The sequence below is a fragment of the Puniceispirillum sp. (SeqCode) genome, from assembly GCF_965657105.1.
Classification (GTDB): domain Bacteria; phylum Pseudomonadota; class Alphaproteobacteria; order Puniceispirillales; family Puniceispirillaceae; genus Puniceispirillum.
In genome coordinates, this window is record NZ_CBFHNB010000011.1 from 1 (window position 1) to 24,114 (window position 24,114).

23 protein-coding genes and 1 pseudogene are annotated in these 24,114 nt (G+C 50.1%); 4 read left to right on the forward strand and 20 right to left on the reverse strand.

Annotated features, from left to right (window positions below):
- From ACTF7Q_RS02775 to ACTF7Q_RS02870, 20 genes and pseudogenes are all read right to left on the reverse strand, one after another.
- The coding region (locus tag ACTF7Q_RS02775; RefSeq protein ID WP_438996328.1) for a phosphoserine transaminase at window positions 1-1,022 on the reverse strand (1,022 nt) is incomplete at its 3' end.
- A gap of 146 nt (window positions 1,023-1,168) precedes the next feature.
- Window positions 1,169-2,536, reverse strand: coding sequence for a phosphoglucosamine mutase (gene glmM, locus ACTF7Q_RS02780; RefSeq protein ID WP_438996366.1), 1,368 nt, complete (start codon window positions 2,534-2,536; stop codon window positions 1,169-1,171).
- Between the two features lie 101 nt (window positions 2,537-2,637).
- Complete coding sequence (folP, locus tag ACTF7Q_RS02785; RefSeq protein ID WP_438996329.1) at window positions 2,638-3,729, reverse strand: dihydropteroate synthase; 1,092 nt, start codon at window positions 3,727-3,729, stop codon at window positions 2,638-2,640.
- Window positions 3,730-3,745: 16 nt separating this feature from the next.
- Window positions 3,746-5,665, reverse strand: a complete 1,920-nt coding sequence (ftsH, locus tag ACTF7Q_RS02790) for an ATP-dependent zinc metalloprotease FtsH (protein ID WP_438996330.1) — start codon at window positions 5,663-5,665, stop codon at window positions 3,746-3,748.
- Between the two features lie 48 nt (window positions 5,666-5,713).
- The gene (gene tilS, locus ACTF7Q_RS02795; protein WP_438996331.1) at window positions 5,714-7,048 is read right to left on the reverse strand and encodes a tRNA lysidine(34) synthetase TilS; all 1,335 of its coding nucleotides are present in this window, start codon (window positions 7,046-7,048) and stop codon (window positions 5,714-5,716) included.
- Between the two features lie 8 nt (window positions 7,049-7,056).
- Window positions 7,057-8,340 carry a hypothetical protein gene (locus ACTF7Q_RS02800; protein WP_438996332.1) on the reverse strand — a complete coding sequence of 428 codons (1,284 nt, stop codon included), beginning with the start codon at window positions 8,338-8,340 and terminating at the stop codon, window positions 7,057-7,059.
- Window positions 8,341-8,457: 117 nt separating this feature from the next.
- Window positions 8,458-8,985 carry a peptidoglycan-associated lipoprotein Pal gene (pal, locus tag ACTF7Q_RS02805; RefSeq protein WP_438996333.1) on the reverse strand — a complete coding sequence of 176 codons (528 nt, stop codon included), beginning with the start codon at window positions 8,983-8,985 and terminating at the stop codon, window positions 8,458-8,460.
- Window positions 8,986-9,393: 408 nt separating this feature from the next.
- Window positions 9,394-10,728, reverse strand: coding sequence for a Tol-Pal system beta propeller repeat protein TolB (tolB, locus tag ACTF7Q_RS02810; protein WP_438996334.1), 1,335 nt, complete (start codon window positions 10,726-10,728; stop codon window positions 9,394-9,396).
- 144 nt (window positions 10,729-10,872) lie between these two features.
- On the reverse strand, window positions 10,873-11,811 hold the full coding sequence (locus tag ACTF7Q_RS02815; RefSeq protein ID WP_438996335.1) for a hypothetical protein: 939 nt from the start codon (window positions 11,809-11,811) through the stop codon (window positions 10,873-10,875).
- Between the two features lie 21 nt (window positions 11,812-11,832).
- Window positions 11,833-12,261 carry a protein TolR gene (gene tolR / locus ACTF7Q_RS02820; protein WP_438996336.1) on the reverse strand — a complete coding sequence of 143 codons (429 nt, stop codon included), beginning with the start codon at window positions 12,259-12,261 and terminating at the stop codon, window positions 11,833-11,835.
- On the reverse strand, window positions 12,261-12,986 hold the full coding sequence (tolQ, locus tag ACTF7Q_RS02825; protein WP_438996337.1) for a protein TolQ: 726 nt from the start codon (window positions 12,984-12,986) through the stop codon (window positions 12,261-12,263). Before tolQ ends, tolR begins: the two co-directional genes overlap by 1 nt.
- A 106-nt stretch (window positions 12,987-13,092) precedes the next feature.
- Window positions 13,093-13,575, reverse strand: coding sequence for a YbgC/FadM family acyl-CoA thioesterase (locus ACTF7Q_RS02830; protein ID WP_438996338.1), 483 nt, complete (start codon window positions 13,573-13,575; stop codon window positions 13,093-13,095).
- A complete protein-coding gene (gene ruvB / locus ACTF7Q_RS02835) occupies window positions 13,576-14,628 on the reverse strand; it encodes a Holliday junction branch migration DNA helicase RuvB (protein WP_438996339.1) in 1,053 nt (350 codons plus the stop codon). It abuts the gene before it with no gap.
- A 10-nt stretch (window positions 14,629-14,638) separates the two neighbouring features.
- On the reverse strand, window positions 14,639-15,262 hold the full coding sequence (gene ruvA / locus ACTF7Q_RS02840; protein WP_438996340.1) for a Holliday junction branch migration protein RuvA: 624 nt from the start codon (window positions 15,260-15,262) through the stop codon (window positions 14,639-14,641).
- A gap of 137 nt (window positions 15,263-15,399) precedes the next feature.
- A pseudogene (gene ruvC / locus ACTF7Q_RS02845) lies at window positions 15,400-15,861 on the reverse strand (crossover junction endodeoxyribonuclease RuvC); the annotation flags it as partial.
- Between the two features lie 11 nt (window positions 15,862-15,872).
- Window positions 15,873-16,613 carry a YebC/PmpR family DNA-binding transcriptional regulator gene (locus tag ACTF7Q_RS02850; protein WP_438996341.1) on the reverse strand — a complete coding sequence of 247 codons (741 nt, stop codon included), beginning with the start codon at window positions 16,611-16,613 and terminating at the stop codon, window positions 15,873-15,875.
- An 87-nt stretch (window positions 16,614-16,700) separates the two neighbouring features.
- Window positions 16,701-17,525 (reverse strand): TIGR00282 family metallophosphoesterase, encoded by an 825-nt coding sequence (locus ACTF7Q_RS02855; protein WP_438996342.1) that lies wholly within the window; start codon window positions 17,523-17,525, stop codon window positions 16,701-16,703.
- Window positions 17,526-17,559: 34 nt separating this feature from the next.
- On the reverse strand, window positions 17,560-18,216 hold the full coding sequence (locus ACTF7Q_RS02860) for a 5-formyltetrahydrofolate cyclo-ligase (protein WP_438996343.1): 657 nt from the start codon (window positions 18,214-18,216) through the stop codon (window positions 17,560-17,562).
- A gap of 137 nt (window positions 18,217-18,353) precedes the next feature.
- Window positions 18,354-18,677, reverse strand: coding sequence for a cell division protein ZapA (locus tag ACTF7Q_RS02865; RefSeq protein ID WP_438996344.1), 324 nt, complete (start codon window positions 18,675-18,677; stop codon window positions 18,354-18,356).
- Window positions 18,674-18,919 carry a hypothetical protein gene (locus ACTF7Q_RS02870; RefSeq protein WP_438996345.1) on the reverse strand — a complete coding sequence of 82 codons (246 nt, stop codon included), beginning with the start codon at window positions 18,917-18,919 and terminating at the stop codon, window positions 18,674-18,676. The genes ACTF7Q_RS02865 and ACTF7Q_RS02870 overlap by 4 nt, the downstream gene beginning before the upstream one ends.
- 382 nt (window positions 18,920-19,301) lie before the next feature.
- Here ACTF7Q_RS02870 and tkt point away from each other — a divergent pair, with 382 nt between their 5' ends.
- From tkt to ACTF7Q_RS02890, 4 genes are all read left to right on the forward strand, one after another.
- Window positions 19,302-21,290, forward strand: coding sequence for a transketolase (gene tkt / locus ACTF7Q_RS02875; protein WP_438996346.1), 1,989 nt, complete (start codon window positions 19,302-19,304; stop codon window positions 21,288-21,290).
- A gap of 94 nt (window positions 21,291-21,384) precedes the next feature.
- Window positions 21,385-22,395: a type I glyceraldehyde-3-phosphate dehydrogenase gene (gap, locus tag ACTF7Q_RS02880; RefSeq protein WP_438996347.1), complete on the forward strand. Its 1,011-nt coding sequence runs from the start codon at window positions 21,385-21,387 to the stop codon at window positions 22,393-22,395.
- Window positions 22,396-22,433: 38 nt separating this feature from the next.
- Complete coding sequence (efp, locus tag ACTF7Q_RS02885) at window positions 22,434-23,000, forward strand: elongation factor P (protein WP_438996348.1); 567 nt, start codon at window positions 22,434-22,436, stop codon at window positions 22,998-23,000.
- 221 nt (window positions 23,001-23,221) lie between these two features.
- Entirely contained in the window at window positions 23,222-24,022 is an 801-nt protein-coding gene (locus tag ACTF7Q_RS02890; RefSeq protein WP_438996349.1) for an inositol monophosphatase family protein, read from the forward strand.
- Window positions 24,023-24,114 lie beyond the last annotated feature (92 nt).

Genomic DNA, 24,114 nt, shown 5'->3' on the forward strand with positions numbered 1-24,114 from the left:
TCTTCATCGGCCAACACTGTCTGAATGTCGCTTGTGATTGCTTTCTGCACAGCGGCGTCGGCATTCATAAACCAGTCATCAATGATCGATAAGGTCACCGAAGTCGGCGAGATAGTCGCTGGATCCTGTGCCAGAAACGCATAGTTCGGGGTGATTTTGATCCAGTCACTAATCACCGCAAAATTGGCATCAACACGGGCAATCAACGCGGTAAGACCACCGATTGACTCAGCCCAGACCAATGCATCATGCGCATCTTCGATCACCAGCATCGATGGGGTGTTGATCGTTGCCCCGTCAAACAGCGCCGCATCAAACACGCCCTTTTTGGTCATCCGGAATAATTTGGGCATCGGCCATGGCGGGCTATAGCTTTCCAGCCGTTCAACAGCCCGCGGCGACAGGATTATGACGCCATGCGCACCCTCGCCGCCAAGTACCTTTTGAAAGCTGAATGTGGTGACATCCAGCTTGTCCCATGGCAGATCCATAGCAAAACAGGCCGAAGTGGCATCGCAAATCGTCAAGCCAGCACGATCCGCCGGAATCCAGTCAGCATCCGGCACCCGCACCCCCGACGTGGTGCCATTCCATGTAAAGACAACATCATTATCAAAATTAACCATGCCCAGATCAGGCAAGAGACCATAATCAGACTCGATGGCGCGGGCATCCTGTATCTTGAGCTGGTTCAGCACATCAGCAACCCATGTCTTGCCAAACGACTCCCACGCCAGCACATCAACGCCGCGGACACCCAGCAATGACCAGAGCGCCATTTCAACCGCGCCCGTATTTGAACCCGGCACAATCGCGATTTGATAATCGGATGGCAGACCCAGAAGGCTACGCATCTTTGTAAGTACGGATTGAATTTTGGCTTTGGGATGTTTGGCACGGTGCGAACGACCTAGCACCGAGATATCAAGATCAGAAGCGGACCATCCAGGCCGTTTCTTGGTCGGACCGCATGAAAAATGCGGAGACGCCGGCTTCAAAGCCGGTTTAGCGGAAGGAGACATGGTGATCCTCAGTTCAAAATGTGGCCACCTGTTGGGAGGTGACGACCCGCCCAGAGACATGACAGACCACCTGCCGCTTGTCAACATACCGCCAAAACGATAAGTGAAATATTTTTGCTTTTGCTAATGTATTGTAATTATGTGGTTTATTTCGCCGCAGAATTTATGCGCAAAATTAGTTCCTGCATAACATTGTCAAGAAGCGACATTTCATCTGCCTCGACCATCACCCGGATCAGATTTTCGGTGCCTGACGCGCGTACCAGAACCCGCCCCTGACCTTTCATGCTGGCTTCGATCTTGCTGATGTCGGCTTGCAGGCGATCATCGGCTAGAACCCCGCGATCAATATTTTGGATATTTTCCAGTTTCTGTGGGCTAGGGGTAAAGGCGGTGAATAAGTCACTGGCGTTTTTATCACTGCGCTTGAGCAAGGCCAGCATCTGTAAGGCAGCAAGCAAACCGTCACCCGAGGTCGCATAATCGCTAAGCAGAATATGGCCTGATGGTTCACCGCCCAGATTAATGCCGGTTTTACGCATCGTCTCGAGAATATAGCGATCACCCACCTTTGAACGGTGCAGATCAAGCCCCCATTCCGCCAGCTTGAGCTCTAGCCCGCGGTTCGACATAACCGTACCCACAACACCGCCGCCGGTAAGGCTGCCCGATTGCTGTAGCGCATAAGCCAATGTCGCCAGCAGTTGATCGCCATCAAGCAAATGCCCCTTTTCATCCGCCATGATCAACCGGTCAGCATCACCATCAAGCGCAATGCCCGCATCAGCGCCATGCGTAACAACAGCCGCCGCCATCATCTGCGGTGATACAGCCCCGCACATATCATTGATATTCATGCCATTCGGCGTTACTGCCAGTGGAATCACCTCGACACCAAGCTCGAACAGCGTATCAGGCGCGGTGCGATAGGCCGCCCCGTTAGCGCAATCGACCACGATCTTCATACCATCCAGCCGCAAGTCACGCGGAAAAGCGGCTTTGGCAAATTCGACATAACGCCCAACCGAGTCTAGCATCCGGCGAGCGCGTCCAAGATTTTCAGGTTCGGCCAAGGCAATCGATCCAGCCGCTAATTGTGAAATTTCAGCTTCGATCGCGTCGTCCAGCTTATATCCATCAGGGCCAAATAATTTGATACCATTATCAAAATGCGGGTTATGACTAGCCGAAATCATCACCCCCAATTCGGCACGAAGCGAGCTGGTCAGATAGGCCACTGCAGGTGTCGGCACCGGTCCCAGAAGCCGGCAATCCATGCCAATCGAGGTGAAACCGGCAACCAGCGCTGACTCCAGCATATAGCCAGACAGGCGTGTATCCTTGCCAATCACAACTGACGGACGTCCAGCTTTGCGTCCTATTTTACCAGCCGCATTATTGGCGACAAACCAGCTGCCTGCAGCCAGCGCCAGACGAACAATAGCTTCGGCGGTCATTGGCCCTGTGTTGATTCGCGCACGGACACCATCTGTTCCAAATAAACCTGCCATGATTGTCCCTTTACTGCGCGGTGCCTGTTCAAGATAGAATAGAGGAGCGCGAAGTCCTTTCACAAGTATCTTTCACCTAAATCAGGCAATAATCAGGCATCAGTTTACGTGGCATCATATAACGCCATCTGCACGGCGATAGCCTGGGCGGTTTCAGGCACATCATGTACACGGATCATCTGCGCCCCTTCATGGATGCCTTGCAAGGCCAAAGTGATACTGCCAGCAAGACGGTCGCCAGCCCCTTCATCTTGGGATATTTTGGCAATGGTGGATTTACGGCTTGCACCCAGCAATAGCGGTACGCCAAGGCCATGAAGCATGCCAAACCAGTTCATCAATTCCATATTATGCGTCAGGGTCTTGCCAAAGCCAAAGCCCGGATCAACAGCAATTTTATCACGGGGGATACCCGCATCGATAGCGGCGCTGATACGAGCCTCAAGAAATTCATAAATTTCCACCGGCGCAAACCCATAATGCGGATTATTCTGCATTGATTCAGGCGTGCCTTGCATATGCATGATAATCACCGGCGCACCACTGTCGGATGCTGCCCCCAGCGCACCATCAGCACGCAACCCACCAACATCATTAATAATGCCAGCACCTGCCGTGGTTGCCCGCGTCATAACATCGGCATGTCGTGTATCTACCGACACCAGCGCACCTGCCTTGGCAAGACCCGTAATAGGCGGCAAAATACGCGCTAATTCCTGATTGCGCGTAATGGGCTCAGCCCCAGGCCGTGTTGATTCACCACCAATGTCAATAATGCTGGCACCTGCCGCCTGCATCGCAGCGCCTGCCGCAATCGCCTTGACTGGGGCATTATGCTGACCACCATCAGAAAAGCTATCTGGTGTGACATTCAAAATACCCATAATGTGCGGCTGGTTCATCGCCAGACCCGCAAAACCAGCACGCGGCATTGTCAGATGCTCAATGGCCGCAACCGCCTTATTTCGGTCATCGGCTGCGGATATGACCGCATCAACATGCATCCGGCGCGCCGCATAGCTGTTATCGTCATCACGTTGTACAACATCCACATGGCTGAATTGCCGCCAACCACCAGCCAGCGTTAATGAACCATCAAGAGGGATATTTTGCACAAGTGGTCGTATCCACGTCGGACATGCAAAAGGCGGCAGTGTAAGTGCCGCCTTATAGCTTATGGGAGCGTAATCAGACACTGGCTAACCTCACTGGCTAAACCGGTTCATTACCTGGTTTCTTTGGGCGACCTGATTTAGGCAAGCCGGTACGAGACCTTGTTTTCGCCCGTGGGCTTTCAGGCACTTCGTCAGCCGCCTCTTCACGTACAAGTGTTCCACCTTCAACGATGATGCTGATGTCATTGCCATCTAGCGTTTCATATTCAAGCAGACCTTGGGCAAGACGTTCAAGTTCAACACTATGCTTTTTCAGAATTTTAGCAGCCGCACTATAGGCCTCATCGACAATCCGGCGGGTTTCCGCATCGATTATTGAGGCTGTAGCGTCAGATATATTCTTTTGCTGTGAGACTGACCGGCCAAGGAATACTTCCTGTTCATCGGCACTATAGGCCAGAAAGCCTAGCTTGTCGGACATGCCCCATTCGGTAACCATACGACGTGCCATATCGGTCGCCATGCGGATATCAGAAGATGCACCCGTTGTGATTTTATCCTCACCAAAGATCATATCTTCAGCAATACGGCCACCACAAGCCACCCGCAGATCCGCATAGATTTTGTCACGAGCAAGCGAAATGCGATCACCTTCGGGTAGCCGCATTACCATGCCAAGCGCACGGCCACGTGGAATGATCGTTGCTTTATGAATCGGATCGGATGCCGGACAATGCAACGCCACAACGGCGTGACCAGCTTCATGATAGGCTGTCAGACGTTTTTCTTCATCCGTCATCACCATTGAACGGCGTTCAGATCCAAGCATGACCTTGTCTTTTGCTTCTTCAAACTCGCTCATGGATACGGTGCGGCGGCCTTTGCGGGCAGCCAACAATGCCGCTTCATTGACCAAATTGGCAAGGTCGGCACCAGAAAACCCCGGCGTGCCGCGCGCGATAATACGTGGCTCTACACCTTCGGCTAGAGGTGTTTTACGCATGTGAACTTTCAGAATTTTTTCACGACCCATTACATCTGGGTTTGGCACCACAACCTGACGGTCAAAACGCCCAGGGCGGAGTAAAGCAGGATCAAGCACATCCGGACGGTTCGTCGCGGCGATCAGGATCACCCCTTCATTCGCTTCAAAACCATCCATCTCAACAAGCATCTGGTTCAAGGTCTGTTCGCGTTCGTCATTGCCCCCGCCAAGACCAGCACCACGGTGCCGGCCAACGGCGTCGATTTCATCGATGAAGATGATACATGGCGCGTTCTTTTTACCTTGCTCGAACATGTCACGGACACGGCTGGCACCAACACCAACAAACATTTCGACAAAATCTGAACCTGAAATGGTAAAGAACGGAACATTCGCCTCACCAGCAATGGCTTTAGCAAGCAAAGTTTTACCAGTTCCCGGAGGCCCCACCAGCAAAACACCTTTTGGAATTTTTCCACCAAGTCGCTGAAATTTGCCGGGATCTTTTAGAAACTCAACAACTTCTTCAAGTTCGGTCTTGGCTTCATCAATACCAGCAACATCTTCGAATGTAATGCGACCCTGATGTTCGGTAAGCAATTTTGCACGTGATTTACCAAAACCCATCGCACCACGCGAGCCACCTTGCATCTGTCGCATGAAGAAAATCCAAACACCGATGAATAATAGCATCGGGAACCATGACAGAAGAATCGAGAACAGCCCCGGCATATTGCTTTCTTCGGGACTGGCAATGATGCGCACATCATTTGCGTCAAGCACAGTAACAACATCAGTTCCTTCAGGCATGACGCTGGATACGATCCGACCTGATTTGGCTTTACCTGTCAGATTACGGCCGTCGATAACGACTTCGACAATCTGTTGGCCTTCGACCTCAGCAATAAAATCAGAATAGGCAACCTGATTGGTCTGCGGTGTCGTTGTTGGCTGTTGGAACAGATTAAAAAGCCCAAACAGGGCCGCTCCAAAAATGAGCCAGATAATAATATTACGTCCCATATTGTTCACGGTTCACAGACCCTTCATTGTTTTAACGGCATTATCTACCGTCATATTTTACATCGGTTGCAGTGCCTGTCCTGGTGCCAATGGCAAGAACCTAGCATGTGCAGGCGCATCTAGTGCATTATGCTTTTTAGTATTATCCATTATTTGGGGATAAAAGAGCGCCCCGTCAAGACTTTGAATGACAGGAATCGACTGGCGGATAATATGCGGGATCACATCCCATTCTGGTGGCAGTGCTGACCGGGATGGCGTTTGTGCCAATTTTGTATGCCCAAAGGCTAAAACCTTGCCCGAAACCTTGCTTGTAATATGCCAGCAACCGGCAAAAATAACATCTGTATTCGCCTCTATAGGCTGTTCCTTTAAAATCCTGCCCAACTCTCTGACAACCAGATAATCTGTATTGCCCACAGGTGTAACTAGACAAGCTGACAAAGTACTGCTTAATCCGCGTTGCATGCGCGCACGAAGCCCAGATAGCGCCTCATAGCCAGGAGCATAGGTTTGGCCACCAACCTGATGCAGTAAACGCCCCATAGCGCGATGCCAGGCGATGTCTGGTAAATCAGCTAGATATGAAGCGGCATCATGCTTGGAATTAGTTCGATAATCTGGCAAGCGCGCATAGCCAGCCGCATCAAGCCTTATATCGCGGGCAAGGCTGACAGCCAATGTCTGATCTAGCGAAGCCAGAATCTGCCGTGCCGCATCACCAAGTCGGCATAGTTGCGCACTATAGGCTTTGTCTTGCATCAAAAATTGACGTAACCGGATTCTTTCATAACGGCGATCTAAATTGCTAGGATCGTCTTCAAATTCACACCCTAAAATCCGGCATATATCGACCATACGCTCAGCTGGCCAATCAAGCATTGGACGCCCAATCGCCACGCCAGCGCGCCAGCTTGCGTGTTTCATGCCGGCAAGCCCCGCCAGACCAGAACTTTTGCCCAACCGCATGGCAATCGTTTCGGCCTGATCACCAGCATGATGTCCAACCAATAATGCCGCTTTATCGCGGCGGGCATGTGCCAGCATAATCTCAAAGCGATGCCGGCGTGCCCATGCCTGAATACCCGTTCCTGGTGCCTTTTCGCTGACCTTTTCGACTTTTACATTGATGCCAAATTTCCGCATCCGTGCGGCAACGCGCGCAGCTTCAGTGCCAGCATTTTCGCGGATACCATGATCGACAATTATCGCAGAATGCGCTTTGCCTGACACCGCCGCAAAGCGTGACATTAACAAGCATAAAGCGGTACTGTCCGCCCCCCCGGACAAAGCCGAAACAAAAGAAATATGCTGGTCTAAACCCGAAGCCGACATAGCGGCGGCAAACTCTGTATCAAGGCGCATCAGCACGTCAGCTGTGGATCCGCGCATGGTATCATCTAACTACCGCACTTCGCCGTAGCGCTAAGCGTCGCTAATTGCTTTAGGAACGCTTCAGGTGGTGCGTCAAGTAATTGCGGCAAAGATTCATAGATAGCGCAGGCTTGTTCTGGTTCGGCAAAATGTGAAACCGATTCAGCAATCCACATCGTTGTATCAACAAGGCGGGCATCACCGGGAAAATCACCATTGAACTCGGAAAAGGTCATCGCAGCCTTTTCATATTTTTTGCGCATGAACTGAACCCGACCAAGCCAGTAAACGGCATCAGCCTCGCGCTCATGACCTTTATTTGACTGTTTGAATTCAGCAAAGGCAGCTTCGGCTGTTTCCAAATCATTCTGCAAAGCCCGACCAAGGGCAAACCGATATTGCTCTTCGGGATCTGTGTCAGGCAAGACCATTGGCTTTGTAGGCACAACAACCTCTTCTGCAACCTCTTCTCGAACCTGTTCTGGCTGTTCTGCATCGCGGATGATTTGTGTTGAGGTCGTATCTGACACGGCCTTATCTTTTGCTAACATATCATCACCCTGCGCGGTGATATCTGGATCACGCCCCACGCGAGCAACATCAGGTGCATTTTCATTTGCCATATCATCATTCTGGCCAGCATTACCGGACGGATCAGACTCTGTCGTCAGTCCGGCAACCGCACTAGCCGTCGCGGCATCAGAATTGTTATCGGTGCTCGCATTTTCCTGCATTTTGTCAGCTAGCGCCTTCTCGTCAACTGACCAGGTGGTGCCATCCGATCCTTCACTGCGATTCATCAAAACATCAGCACGTGGCTTAGCCGGATTTGTATCCTGACCGATTACGGCATTCGCCAGACTATCACTACCCAGCGACAGCAAGGTTTGCATGCGTTTTTCCAAACGCAAAAGACGAAATTCGGTGTCGGACGTTATTTCAAGCGTGCGTTCCATACGGCGATTTGTCATCGCGATCATGTCAGTCAAACGTTCCATCTTGTCATTCAGCATCTGCATATCGGCACTTTTAGCACTGTCACCTTGCGCTGCACTACTATCAAGTTGCTGGATCTTCATACTGATTTCACGCAGGTCACTTTCCAGCACACCACGGATTTCCTTCAAGCCAGCTTCAAGAATATCCATGCGCTGCTGATGTCGGGTGAGTAGCGCGCTTGTCGTATCACTATTTCCAGTGGACGCCTTGGTGCCAGTAGCCGCACTTTGCGCAAAAGATGTTTCGACTGACATACCCGCTAACAGAAGCCAAAGGCTCAGAATGCGAATTGAATGTGAACTTAGGAACATGATAGAAGCCTCTAATGAAAGCAAGTCATTATAATAGCCAAACTTTTAGGCAAAAATTAGGCACAAAAAAGGGGCCATAGAGCCCCTTTTCTTAATTCAGTCATAAACGGTTACGGCTTAGTTAAGCACAGTCGCAGCGCGACGGTTCTTAGCCCAAGATTCTTCGCTGGAGCCTAGCATTGCTGGGCGCTCTTTACCGTAGGATACGGTGCGAATACGTGCAGCATCGATACCTTTGGCAAGAAGAAAATCGCGCGCTGCTGAGGCACGACGATCACCAAGTGCCAGGTTATATTCGCGTGTGCCGCGCTCATCGGCATGGCCTTCGATCACAACCACTGCTTCAGGGTTAAGCTGTAGGAATGCAGACTGACGCGACAGCGTTACCTGTGCATCATAACTGAGCACTGAACTGTCAAAGTCAAAATAGACTGTGTTGCCAACTTTAGCCAGCTTCTCAGCAGGCGTAATCGCATCATCAGTGCTTGATGAGATAGCATCAGTTGATGAAGCGGACGCTGATGCAGCGCCTGAAGCAGATGATGACGCACTATCGCTAGCGCTATCACTTGAAGTTGTTGAAGCCGTTTCACAAGCAGCAAGAAGAAAAGCTGCAGAAAAAATTGCTATCAGGCGTTGTACCATTTTTATGCCCTCGATTTGTTTACCGATGTCCCGGTTTTGTTGTTCATAGTTTAATGTTCGTCGTTACGAATGGCCTTTTGTTATCGGAGGCTGGTGGCCAACTCCGTAAACACTTTATTTCCAAGTGATCTATAATACAAAAACCAAGCCAAAAATAATAACTAGGGTTTTCATTGACCAATCAAAATACATTTAACAGAAAATATTCAAATTAATGTTTTGCTATAGAACACCTTTAAATTTAGTTGGCAGATATTACACAATATTGGGAATTTAAGAAACATTAATTTTGTTATAAAAGCAACATAATTTCGCCAATTTACAAACATATTAAGCTAGGTAGATCTTTTTATGGCTATTTTCGCAATATTCCCTTTCATTTAGGACTTGATCTTAGTACCGCACCATTTAACGAAGTAACGGTGACCATGCTGGATCTGATGCGTCTGAGGGTGTTATTATTCGGCGTTCGTTAAAGCCGGTTATATCGACCCTATATAAAGCTGTTTGACCACCCGAACCATCATCCTTGAAAGGCTGTTGCTTGAAATACATCAAAACGCGGCCGTTTGGCGCCCATGTTGGACCTTCTACAAGAAACCCCTGTGCCAGAAGCCGCTCGCCTGTTCCATCAATATTCATTACACCAATATAGAATGTGCCACCTGTCATCTTGGTAAAGGCAACAATGTCACCACGCGGCGACCATACGGGGGTAGCATAACGGCCATCACCATAGCTAATACGCTTTACATTGCTACCATCAGCATTCATGACATAAAGCTGTTGGCTTCCCCCACGATCCGAATTAAAGACAATCCGTTTGCCATCAGGCGAATATGATGGTGACGTATCGATTGAAGCCGATTTGGTCAGCTGGGTTATTGATTGCGTGCGCATATCCATTACAAAAATATCGGTCAAGCCATCTTTGGCCAAGCTCATAATCAGCTTGTCACCATCGGGACCAAAACGCGGGGCAAATGTCATCCCCGGAAATGAACCAAGCCGTTCAGTGCGCGCGGTAAATACATCCAGTAAATATACATTCGGCTCATCATTAAAATAATTCAGATAGGCAACTTCATTGGCGGTTGGCGAAAACCGCGGCGTTAGCACCAGATCCAGACCATTGGTCAGATAACGATGATTGTGACCATCCTGATCCATGATTGCTAAGCGCTTGACGCGCTGAGTCTGGGAACCGCTTTCGGCAACATAAACAATTTGGGTGTCAAAATAGCCAGTATCACCAGTGAATTCTTCGTAAACATAATCTGCGATCTTATGTGACAACTGCCGCAAACCTGCTGGATCGGAATTTCCGCTTCCCTGGGTAATATCCTTTTGCGTTACAACATCCCACAAAACAAATTCGACCTGAAGCATACCGTTTTCATCGGTATAGGCCGAACCCACAAGCAAGCCCTTTGCCCCAACAGGTGCCCAGTCAGAAAAATTAGGCCGAATAGATGGCGCTTTTGGTGGTGAGATAAAGGCAGCACTGTCAATGGGCTGAAACAGACCTGAACTTTCAAGATCATTCGAAATAATCGCCGACATCTGACGGCCAATTTCAGTAACCTCGCCATCCGGACCGGTAAAATCAGCAATCGCGATAGGTGTTGGGGCAACTTGACCTTCGGTAATGACGACGCGTAATTGGGCGTGAGCAACCCCAGCGGTCATGACAGTTAAAATCATTAGAACCTGAAACAGAAAATTACGCATTGAAAGTTTCATTTACACCACATCCAAATATCCACATTAATTTCATCAAAATACTATCTTCAACTTTTAGCTAATATAGCGAAAACACGGTCTACTAACATTAAAATTCACCAATTTCATCCATCAGAACATTAGAATATAACTTGTTTCCAGCCATTATCTGGAAAGCGAACGCGGGTCAAAGGCAAAAACAAATGATCTCCATTGATCATATTTTTCTGGCGGCAATGGCAATGGCGAACATTCCAAAGTCGCCCGTTGCGCTTCTGCCGCAGCCGCTTTGAAAGCACGATCAATTTTATATCGTGTTTTATTTTTAATCTCCGCGCTCAGCACTGTTCCGTCTCTATCTGACGTTACAATTATGTCAACAATAAGGGTATCCGCACCAGCGCTACCTACTGGCAGATCCCAGCATTTCGACAAATGCGCCCGTAGCCGGTCAAAATCTGATGCGCCCATCGGTGCAATCACAGGTGCCTTTGGTGCTTTGAGCGCATTACCTGTTGTCGCGGTCAATGTCTTGTTAACCTTTTCAGCCGCTTTTTTACGCTCTTGGGCGCGGCGCTTCTTTTCGGCGTCCTCATTGACCTGTTTTGCCTTGGCAAGATTTTGCATAACACCCGTCAACGCCTGCGCCTTTTTTTTCTCTTGCTTACTGGCTTTAGCCATTTTGTTTTCGCGACGTGGCGGTGCTTTAGGCAGTTTGGTTGGCGCTGCGGCCGCTTCCGTGCGCTTTGGTTTTGGCTTTGCCTTATCGGGGATGATTTCAGCTGTTTTGTCTGGTGCCTTTGGCGTCGGCACTGGTTTTGGTTTTACCTTGGCAGCCGGTTTCACGGGCTTTGATTTAGGCGCGGCTTTTGGCGGCGGTGGCGGCGGGGTATTTTTACTTTTGGCTGGTTCCTGTGCTTTTTTGGCCGTGCTTTCCTGTGCACCTTCGGTCAAATTTGAAATCGGCACAGTCTGCACAATTTCCATCGCGATGATCGGCTGTTCTTCGGGAAGCTTACGCTTAATAGAAGGCAAGCCAACCGCAAACAATACCGCTATTGCGATATGCAGAGTTAGTGAAATTATGACCGGACGAGACGTCATATAGAGTGATCCAATTTTGATCTATTCCTGTTCGGGCAGCTGCGCAACCAGCGCTACTTTCTCGAAACCAGCTGATTGAATGCGACCCATAACCCCAAGCACATCGCCATACATCACCGATGTGTCACCACGGACAAAAATACGTACCGCTGGATTGGCTTCGGAAATGGCTTTCAAACGGGGAATCAATTTGTCAGATTCGATCATTGTTTCCTGCAGATACAGTTCGCCATCAGCCTTAATTGACACAACCAGAGGCGCCGCATCGGCATTGATGCTGCCTGCCCGTGTTTTTGGCAAATCAACTTCCACACCGACCGTCAGCAAAGGGGCTGTCACCATGAAAACAATCAACAGCACCAGCATAACGTCAACAAAGGGTGTGACATTGATTTCACCCATCGGGCGATGCCGCCCACCTCTGCCAGATCGCTTTACACTTGCGCCCATTAGTTATCTCCTTCGTCAAGCTGACGCCCAAGCAAAGTGCTGAATTCCTGTGCAAAGGTTTCAAGACGCGCGCTATGCCGCTCAAGATCACCTGCAAATTTATTATAGGCTGTAACGGCTGGTATCGCGGCAGCTAAACCTAGCGCGGTTGCGAACAAAGCTTCGGCAATGCCGGGGGCAACAACGGCAAGCGAGGTGTTTTTGGACTCGGCGATTGACTGAAAAGAACTCATAATTCCCCATACTGTTCCAAACAAGCCAACAAAAGGCGACACCGAGCCGATTGAAGCCAGAAAATTCATACCACGTTCAAGCCGTTCCATCTCACGCGTGATGGTGAAATTCATCGAGCGTTCGATCCGGCTGACCAGTGATGCCCGCAAATCGGAGCGGGTGCTACTTGCCAAGCCACGTGCCGATGCGCGTCGCCATTCCCGCATAGCTGCAACAAAAACCTTGGACATGGATCCTTCTGCATCAGGGCCAGTATCATCGTACAACTGATCGAGAGACCCACCTGCCCAGAATGCATCTTCAAATTGCTGGGCAAAGCGGCGTTCACGGCGCACCGATGAAATCTTTTCAACAATAATTGCCCAGCACCAGATTGAGGCCAGCACCAATAAAAGCATAACAAATTTGACCAATGGGTCGGCAGCAAGGAACAAGCCCCATGTACTAAGATCCGACGCTGAACTGGTAACGGTTAAATCGGCTGAATTCATTAATTTCCCCTGTTCTCACCCTAACAGTGATATTGATAGTCGATAGTTTAGGTTCTGATTTTGTCGGCTAGCTAACACCAACTCTCACATAGTCTCTCATCATGGTTTAGCGCAGTGCCTTTTTGGTTAAAGTCAGCTTGTTTCTGATCGCCTTTGAAATCTTTTCAGGCTTTGTTTTCCTGTTTTCGTCAAATGTTACAAAGACTATGTCCACGAAAAGTCGGGCAACAATGTGGCGATGGGCATTATTATTTATAATTTGTTGCAATTTAAATGATGCACCGCCCATTTTGATAAGCTTTGTCTCAACACAAAGCAGGCTGTCATATGGTGCCGCTTGCAGATAGTCGATCGCGATATGGCGAACCACAAATCCCTGACCCTGTTGTGCCATTAAGCTGGACTGATCGACGCCCAGAAGACGTAGATAGGCTGACCGTGCGCGCTCAGCAAATGCCAGATATTGCGCATGATAGGTAATACCACCTGCGTCGGTGTCTTCATATTGAACACGCAGACAGTAACCATGCGTGTCACCATCAAGCCAGCCATCAAGATGCTGTTTTTGTTGCTCAGGCACATTCATCATTTAACGATCATCAATATTTTCGTCTTCGGCCTGGAGCAAATCAAGCTGCTGCATTGCTGACGCAGGCGGGGTGATGCCCAAATAAGTCCATCCACCACTCGACAAGCATCGACCGCGCGGCGTCCGCATCAATAGGCCAGTTTGCATCAGATAGGGTTCGATCACCTCTTCAAGCACGTCGCGCTGTTCGGACAGAACCGCCGCTAATGTTTCGACCCCAACAGGCCCACCAGCATAGGACTCAGCCAAACATGACAGGTAACGACGATCCATTGCGTCAAGACCTGCCGCATCAACTTCGAGGCGATGAAGTGCCGTATCGGCAATCTCGGCTGTTACCCTGTCATGACCAGCCACCGCCGCAATATCACGCACCCGCCGCAATAGGCGTCCCGCAACACGGGGGGTTCCGCGTGCCCGACCTGCAATCTCGCTGGCACCATCAGCCGCCAGATCAAGACCTAGCTTTATAGCCTGCCGGTGTAAAATCAGCGCGAGTTCATCGCGGGTATAAAACTGCATCCGCATCTGGATGCCAAAGCGGTCACGTAATGGCGTCGTTAATAAACCAGATCGCGTTGTCGCGCCAACCAAGGTAAAAGGCGGCAAATCAATCCGCACCGAACGTGCCGACGGCCCCTCACCAATAATCAGATCAAGCTGAAAATCTTCCATTGCGGGATACAGCACCTCTTCAACCACAGGGGCAAGTCGGTGAATTTCATCAATAAACAGAACGTCACGTGGACGCAGATTGGTCAGCAAGGCCGCCAGATCACCAGCGCGCGCAATGACTGGTCCCGACGTGCCACGAAAACCAACCCCAAGTTCTGACGATACAATCTGGGCTAGCGTTGTCTTGCCAAGTCCGGGCGGGCCATGCAGCAACGTGTGGTCCATCGCATCGCCACGATCACGCGCCGCATGAATAAAGGTTTCCAAATTTTGCCGGCCGTTACCCTGACCAATAAATTCGCCAAGCGAGGCTGGCCGCAAAGCATTATCGCCACGCTCGACATGATCGGGATTCACAAGGCGTTCATCTTCATTCATTCAAACGTTCCTAGCCCCCGATTTCGCGTAAGGCAGCAGCGATTAATCCAGACAGATCATCTGCTTCGCCGGCCTGCTGAACCCGAAGCAACGCCGCATGTGCCTCAGATCGTCCATATCCCAGATTTATCAGGGCCGACAATGCGTCACCCATCGCACTGGCAACAGGCGAATCTTCGCCGCCCATAGCGCTGGACGTATTAATTGTAAGGCCATCACCAAGCGACGGGAAGCGGCCAATTTTTTCAGCTAGCTCATTCACAACACGCTGGGCAATTTTAGGGCCAACACCATCAGCGCGTGCCACCATGGCCTTGTCACCTGCCATGATGGCGCTACTCAGATCGGCTGGTGATAATACCGACAAGATCGCCATCGCAGCTTTCGCCCCAACCCCTTGCACCGTTATCAATAACCGAAAGGCGTCACGCTCGGACGCATCATAAAAGCCATAGAGCGTCATGCTGTCCTCACGAACAATCATTTCGGTCAGAACGGTAACCGCCCCATCCTGCGCCGCAAGCTGACCTTGGGTTCGACCCGAAATATGGACAAGATATCCGACGCCTTGAACATCGATAACGGCATGCGTATCGGCTGTATGAGATAAGATACCGCGAAGCTGCGCAATCATGGATTACCCTCATTATCCTGTGCGTCGCGCGCCAACGCCGCCGCAATAGCCTGGGACAGGCCGGTATCGGCCTCTGCATTACGTGTCGAACCTACACGCACAGACGCCGCTTTGCCAGCACCATCAGCAACAATCTGTCCAGCGCCATTGCTGGCGGCAATGGCAATTGCCAGCGCATCTGCCGCATCAGCATTGGCGGGCGTCACCCCCAGCAGGCGTGACACCATATCCTGTATTTGCCGTTTATCGGCGGCGCCGGTGCCGGTGATTGATTTTTTCACCAAGCGGGCTGCCAACTCATGCACCACAAGCCCAGCCTGACCACAGATCATGATCCCCACGCCGCGAGCCATGCCCAGCTTCAGTGCGGACTTTGCTGACTTGGCCACAAAGATTTCTTCAATCGCCGCATAGGTTGGTTGATGCGCCGCAATAATAGCCGAAAGATCCTCAGCAATCCGGCCAAGGCGCTTGGCGTCAGGCTCTGTATGGTTAGGTTTGATGACACCATTTGCGACATGCAGCAGCCGTCCAGCTGTGACATCAATGACGCCCCATCCGGTGGCGCGCAATCCAGGATCGATGCCAAGAACGCGCATCACCGCCAGCCTTAGGTCAATGATGCCAAAATGTCGTCAGATATATCGAAATTGGACGATACGTTCTGCACGTCATCATTATCATCAAGCATATCTAGTAGTTTGATCAAAGTCATGGCATGCGCCTCGCTCACTTCTATGGTGTTTTGCGGTTTCCAGATCAGACCAGATTCTTCGGGCGCACCAAAGGCGTTTTCCATAGCTTCGCGCACATTATTGAAATCTTCGGGCGCACAGGTCACTTCATGGCTTGACGCATCCGACTCAACATTGTCAGCTCCAGCCTCAAGCGCAGCCTCAAACATATCATCTGCGCTGGCAACGTCAGTCGGATAGATCATCTGGCCAACCCGGTCAAACATAAAGCTAACCGAACCTGTTTCACCAAGCGAACCACCATATTTCGTAAAAGCCGAACGCACCTCAGACGCCGTGCGATTACGGTTATCGGTCATCGCATCGACAATCAATGCCGTGCCTCCGGGGCCATAACCCTCATAGCGAATTTCATCATAGTTCTCGCCCTCGCCGCCTTCAGCGCGCTTGAGCACACGTTCAATATTATCCTTCGGCATATTCGCTGCACGCGCCGCCGCCAAAGCCGTGCGCAATCTTGGATTTGAGTCAGGATCGGTGCTGCTACGTGCTGCAACTGTCAGTTCCTTGATAAGACGACCAAAAATCTTGGCACGTTTTTTGTCCTGTGCACCCTTACGGTGCTGGATATTTTTGAATTTGGAGTGGCCTGCCATGGTTTCTAACTTCTGTATATGCGGTTAACATTGTGTATAATCATATAGCAGACACAAGGCAGAACGGCTAGCCGCTAGTGATCAAAACTATATACGCCCAATCACATCAGTGCCCGCGGTAGGGGATAGATGACCGCCAATTCGTAAAGGCGCCACCGAAATGGCTAGACCGCTATCGTCACTTTCCACCACAAGCCCGCATAATGTCGGTGTGCCAAGCGCCACCGAAAGGCGCGGATTACTTCGCCCTATGAAACGGGCTGTCGCGGCCTGCTTTTCCATACCGATCACGCTATCATAATCCCCGCACATGCCCGCATCGGTTTGATAGGCGGTGCCACCTGGCAGGATATGATGGTCAGCTGTTGGAATATGTGTATGCGTTCCGACCAGCATCGAGGCACGGCCATCAGCAAGATGCCCAAGCGCCATCTTCTCGGATGTCGCTTCACCATGCGCATCAACAAGGATAAAATCTGCATCACGCCCTAATTTATTTCGCACCAGACTATCATCAAGCGCCAAAAAGGCAGGGTCATTTGGTGCCATAAATAAATTGGTCATCACATTGATCACGCACAAGCGGGCACCAGCATCATTTGTAACGGTCGTCACACCAACGCCAGGTGTACCTTCGACCATGTTTATAGGACGCAACAAACGTGGTTCATTGGCGATATAGTCAATTATTTCGCGCTTATCCCATACATGATTGCCTGTTGTCAGCACATCAGCCCCAGCGTCAAACAGTAAATCACAGATTGCGGGCGTAATGCCAAAGCCTCCAGCGGCATTCTCACAATTAACGACGATGAAATCGAGCGCCAGACTTTCACGTAATGTCGCCATCTGTTCAATCACAGCTTGGCGTGCCGACCGCCCCACAATATCACCTAAAAACAGAACCCGCATTTGGGCAAACTCCTATCACGCATTAGCTACAACTTTACGCTGGCATTATCAGCCCATCTGGGGTCAAGACGGCATCAAGCGCCATATCAAAAGGGCCAGTCGGCACCTGTTCGACTTGTTGACCAGAAAAGGCGACGCCAATGGTAACCACCTTATGACCAGTCTGACGCAATCCACCAATCGACCGATCATAAAACCCGCCACCATAACCAAGACGCCAGCATGCACTATCAAAGGCCAGCATTGGTGCCAGAATCACATCTGGGGCGCAAACAGGAGCCGAGGCTGAAGGCTGTTTCGTATCATAAGGGCCATCATCCAGCTTGTCGCCAGGTGCCCATAATCTGAAATCAAGCGGATTACCGGGTGCAGGCGTAATCGGCATAGCAGTCTGCACGGATGAATCAGCCAGACGTGCAACCAGCGGTAAAGGTGACAGTTCACTGCGAATAGGAAGATAGGCTGCATATATCCCACGGCCAAATTGGTCTAACAGCCTATCGGCATGATCTGCGATCGCCATAGCTGCGTGGATTTGCTGTTCAAAAAGAATTTTGCGGGTTTTTGTTGCGGCGCGCCGTAGCGCCTGCTTTTCGTCGGCAGGATCGACCGTTTCATTTTGAGACGTCATTTCACAACTTCCTGCAATAACAGTGGTGGCGGCGACCACGCTAACCGTCAGTGTAAACATCCTCTGTGACCTGATTAACAGGTGGGCACCGCGAATAACTGAACCACGGCTCAGCCAGAGACAGCTCCCGAGAGAAATTTATGGCCCCAGGGATTGAAAAACCAAACGCGAAAGTACAGTCGCCGCACAATGTTGATTTAAGGTGTTGTTAGCTTGGATGCAAGCTCTGTTAGCCGTGCCGCTGCTTTTTCCAAGACAATTGCGGTTGCTTCGACATCTTGTCCGGCATCAACCGAGGGTGATGAACCAGCTGCCGACCCGTTCGACGACCGATCAGCAATTATCAAAGCTGTCATTGCCAGCAAACGTGCTTCACCAATCTGGCCGACCGAATCGACCAGTGTTTGCATGACCGCATTAACTTCGGCACCTAGCTTGGTTACATGTGCTTCTTCGCCTGCGTCACACCCGATTTGATAAGGTTTGCCATTCAGGCGGATCGTTACTACAGAGCTGGTCATTTAACTTTGGTCACTTTATCTTGTTGAGCCCCGCTGTTGGCGACTTTGGCGATAATGGCAACTGCCTGATCGAGTTTTTCTTCAAGTGCGCTCAGCTCATTTTGAAACGACGCTGACATAGTGCCAGCATCCGAGTTTGCCATTTTAGCATTCGCGGCCGATTCCTGAACCGATTCTATCGAATATTCCAAATTAGCCACAGCATTTTCGAATTGAGTTAATGCGTCTTCAAGTCGTGTCATTTAGATCAAAATCCCAAACAAAATCATCTTATTAGCTTAATAACAAACTTTAGCTTAATTTGGTTAGTTTATTAGCCAAAAATGATATTCTGTCTTGTTCATAATATGTTATGAGATGAAGCTTGCACTAAGATGCAATTGAAATAAACCCCCATTTTAACCTACCATCACAAAAGTCAATAAATTGAACTCGCATCATAATTTAATCCCATGAAAAAAAATATTGATGATAATCTTCAATAGACTGAATGCCGCATTGACGAAACTGTTATAGAAATGCAAATTGCCCGGATAATTCTGATACAGTTTGTTACAAACAGTTTGCCAAACAGTTTGCCGCACGTGCTTCGGTCACATCGGCACATAAGCTTAGGGGTTCAACATGACGAATGCAGCATCAAAACAAAACATGGCTAATGCTATTCGGGCGTTGTCGATGGATGCCGTGGAAGCTGCAAAATCTGGACATCCCGGCATGCCCATGGGTATGGCCGATGCGGCGACTGTTCTGTTTGACGAACATTTGAAATTTGATGCCAGTGACCCATATTGGCCGGATCGTGACCGGTTTGTGCTATCAGCTGGGCATGGATCGATGCTTATTTATGCCTTGCTTCACCTAACTGGTTATGAAGATATGACCATGGATGAAGTGCGTAACTTCCGGCAAATGGGATCGCGCACAGCAGGGCATCCTGAATTCGGACATGCAACCGGCATTGAAACAACTACAGGCCCGCTGGGTCAGGGTATTGCCAATGCGGTTGGCATGGCTATGGCCGAGCGCCATATGGCCGCGCGTTACGGTGATGAACTTGTTGATCACCATACCTATGTGATTGCTGGTGATGGGTGCCTTATGGAAGGTATCAGCCATGAAGCCGCCTCTATCGCGGGACATTTTGGTCTTGGCAAGCTGATCGTTCTGTTTGACGATAACAGCATTTCGATTGATGGAAGCACCGATCTGGCCGTATCAGATGATATTAGCCAGCGTTTTGACGCCTATGGATGGCAGGTGCTCAGCGTTGATGGCCATGATATGGCGGCTGTTTCGTCAGCCCTGTCGGCAGCCAAGGCGCATGCAAGCCAGCCGACTATAATCCGCTGTAAAACAACCATTGGCTATGGCGCCCCTACAAAAGCAGGCACAGCTGGTGTGCATGGCGCGCCACTAGGCAGTGATGAAATTGCTGGTGCCCGTGACGCGCTTGGATGGGCGCATGAACCATTTGTTGTGCCAGATGATGTGCTTTCAGACTGGCGAGATACTGGCCGTCGCGGTAGTGCTGAACGTGAAGCTTGGCAAAGCCGGCATGCGGCCTCTGCATCCGCCACTGCTTTTGATGCCGCCATGGCAGGCGATTTCAGCAGTGACATAAATGATGCTGTTATCACATTGAAAAACGCGTATGCCGCTGAACCACAGAAGCTGGCAACACGTGTCGCCAGCCAAAAAGCGATCGAAGCTATCATGCCTGCCTGCCCAATATTGTTTGGTGGTTCGGCAGATTTGACCGGATCGAACAATACCCGGGTCGCCGCGCATGAGATTTTTGACCAAGGTCGGAATGGTAATTATGCTGGCAACTATATCCATTACGGTGTTCGTGAACATGGTATGGCTGCCGCCATGAATGGTATTGCGCTGCATGGCGGCACCATTCCCTATGGTGGCACCTTTATGGTCTTTACTGATTATTGCCGTCCCTCAATCCGCCTGTCTGCCCTGATGAAGCAACGCGTCATTTACGTGATGACACATGACTCTATCGGCCTTGGCGAGGATGGCCCTACGCATCAACCTGTCGAGCATCTATCCGCCTTGCGCGTGATCCCCAATCTTCTGGTATTCCGTCCTGGCGACGTTGTCGAAACTGCCGAAGCGTGGCAATGCGCGCTTGCGTCAACAACAGCACCATCGATTCTGGCGCTCAGCCGTCAGGGCATGGCACAATTTCGTCATGGCGATATGGCTGAAAATAAAACCGCTTTGGGCGCCTATGTGGCGGTTGAAGCAGATGGTGATCGCGCTGTCACTTTACTGGCTTCGGGTTCCGAGGTTGGCATCGCGATTGACGCGCAAAGCAAATTGGCCGCGGCAGGCATTGCCGCCGCTGTTGTATCTGTTCCCTGCCTTGAGCTTTTCTGGATGCAGACTGCTGATTATCGCAAAGCGGTTCTTGGCAACAGCCCCCGTATCGTTATCGAAGCTGGCATGCGGCAAAGCTGGGACCGGCTTCTATCCGAAGATGATGGCTTTATCGGTATGGACAACTTTGGCGCATCTGCCCCAATCAATGATTTATACAGTCATTTTGGAATCACTAGTGAAGCCATTATCGAACAAGCAAAGGCTATGATCAAATAACCAACTTCCGGATATAAACCAAACATCACTCTGCGTGGCTAAACATCCCTCAACAGGAATAAAATAATTCTCATGCTTAGATAGGAGCTTGATTTTGACATTACGTTTGGCAATCAGCGGTTTCGGCCGTATTGGGCGAATGACTCTACGCGCTTTGCAAGAAAGTGCGCGTGAAGATATAGAGGTAGTGCTGATCAACAGCCCGGGGCCAGTCGCAACATCGGCGCATCTGTATGAATTCGACTCGGTCCATGGCCGCGCACAATCTAGTGTTACGCATGGAGATGACTGGCTGGATATTGGCCGCGGCAAGATCCATATGACACGCCATCGCAATCCAGCCGATATTCCGCATAAGGATCTTAACATCGATGTTGTGCTTGAATGCTCGGGCAAGTTCAATGATCGTGATAAATCTGCCGCGCATATTGAAGCTGGCGCCAAAAAGGTTTTGATATCTGCGCCATGCAGAACAGCTGACCAGACCATTGTTTATGGCGTCAATCATCATCAATTGCGTTCAGATTCGGTTATTCTGTCAAACGCATCATGCACAACAAACGGGCTGGCACCTGTTGCCAAAGTTCTATCTGATGGGCTAGGCATAGAGGCCGGTTACATGACCACCATTCATGCCTATACAGGCGACCAACCAACATTGGATGCCAGCCATACAGACCTACGCCGGGCGCGGGCTGCCGGGTTATCGATGATACCGACATCAACCGGTGCCACTTCAGCTGTTGGCGAGGTACTGCCAGAACTGAAAGGCAAGATGAACGGGTCTGCTATCCGGGTGCCAACCGCCAATGTATCGGTAATCGACCTCACTGTTATGACAGCACGCGACACCAGCACTGACGAAGTGAACGACCTACTATCGACCGCCGCCAAGGTCTCATTGAAAGGCGTCTTGGATATAAATGAACGTCCCCTTGTGTCAGTCGATTTTAATCATAATCCGCATTCATCGATTGCCGACCTTGAGCAGACTAGCGTTCTGAATAATAGATTAGTGCGGGTTCTGGCATGGTATGATAATGAATGGGGCTTTTCTTGCCGCATGTTGGATAATGCAGCTTTGATCGGCAACACTATATCTTGATATTGAAACATATATTTAGACGATTTTAGGAGACTGACATGAAATTGAATGGAAATGCCGTTAAGCCCGGAAATGTGATCGAGCATAATGGCCGGTTATGGACAGCCGTTAAAGTTGCGCATGTGAAGCCTGGTAAAGGGGGTGCCTTTGCCCAGATAGAGCTTCGTGACATTCGCGACGGCACCAAGCTGAACGAACGTTTCCGGTCTTCTGAAACAGTTGAACGGGTCATTCTGGACGAAGCCGAATGTACCTTTTTATATGATGAAGGCGATAATCTGGTGTTTATGCATTCGGTCAGCTTCGAACAGATCAGCATCGCTAACAGCATGGTTGGTGACCGCGCCGCCTTTTTGCAGGATGGCATGACTGTGACTATGGAAAGCTATGAGGGCGACCCGATTTCGGTATCACTGCCTGATACGGTTGCGATGGAAGTGGTTGAAGCTGACGCTGTCGTCAAAGGCCAGACAGCCTCGTCATCTTACAAGCCTGCCGTGCTTGAAAACGGTGTGCGCGTCATGGTGCCACCACATATTGAAACAGGCACCCGCATTGTTGTGCGTCCAGAAGACTCAACCTATGTCGAACGCGCCAAAGATTAGAGTATTATTTAACTCTTTTTTATCTGGAGGTTTATATAGGCGTTTATCTGGGCGTTTGTTCGGGGTCTTATCTGGGCAAAATCTATATTCGATACGGGACTATAAACATTCGGCACTATAAACATCCGGCACTATAAACAAATAGATAGAGAAAAAATCCATTTCTGCTAGAACGAGTGTAATCTGATTATCACCGACGATTTATCTTACAGGACCTTTTTATGGCAACGCGTTCCGCACTAATAAATGTGATGCAAAAAGCATCTACCGCCGCTTCACGGGGTATGTTACGCGATTTTGGCGAAACTGAAAATTTACAGGTAAGCCGCAAGGGGCCAGCCGATTTCGTCTCGCGTGCAGATACCAACGCCGAACGTGTTATCAAGGCTGAACTCCATAAGGCGCGGCCTGACTGGGGATTTCTGATGGAAGAAAGTGGTGAAACAGTAGGGACTGATAGTGACGCGCCTGTCTGGATTGTTGATCCGCTTGATGGCACCACTAACTTTCTGCATGGCATTCCGCAGTTTGCCATTTCGATTGCTGTAATGGATAAGGGCGTGATTACAGCTGGGTCCGTTTTTGATCCTATCCGTAATGAGTTATTCTATGCCGAACGTGGACAGGGTGCTTATCTGAACGAACGACGGCTTCGGGTGTCTGGTCGGCGGCATATGTCTGAGTCGTTATTTGGCACGGGCATCCCCTTCCTTGGTCGGGGCACTGAAGATGATCACAAGCAATTCATTCATGAACTTAGTAATGTCATGCCACGTTGTGCAGGTATTCGCCGCTATGGCGCTGCGGCGCTTGATATGGCATGGGTTGCTGCTGGTCGGCTTGATGGTTTCTGGGAACATGGCCTGCAGATATGGGACTTAGCCGCTGGTTTTCTGCTTGTCCGCGAGGCTGGTGGCTTTGTGTCGGACTTTGCATCTCGTGACAAGGCTCTTGAAACGGGCGATGTGGTTACCGCTAACCCGACTTTACATGCCGAATTATTGAAAGCCCTGCGTAGCTAGCCGTCCTAATCAAACCTACTATGCCGCTTTATCGTCACTGTTAATGTCATGCAGCTGCCAAATGCTGTCGGCAGGGGTTGGCCTGTCACCAT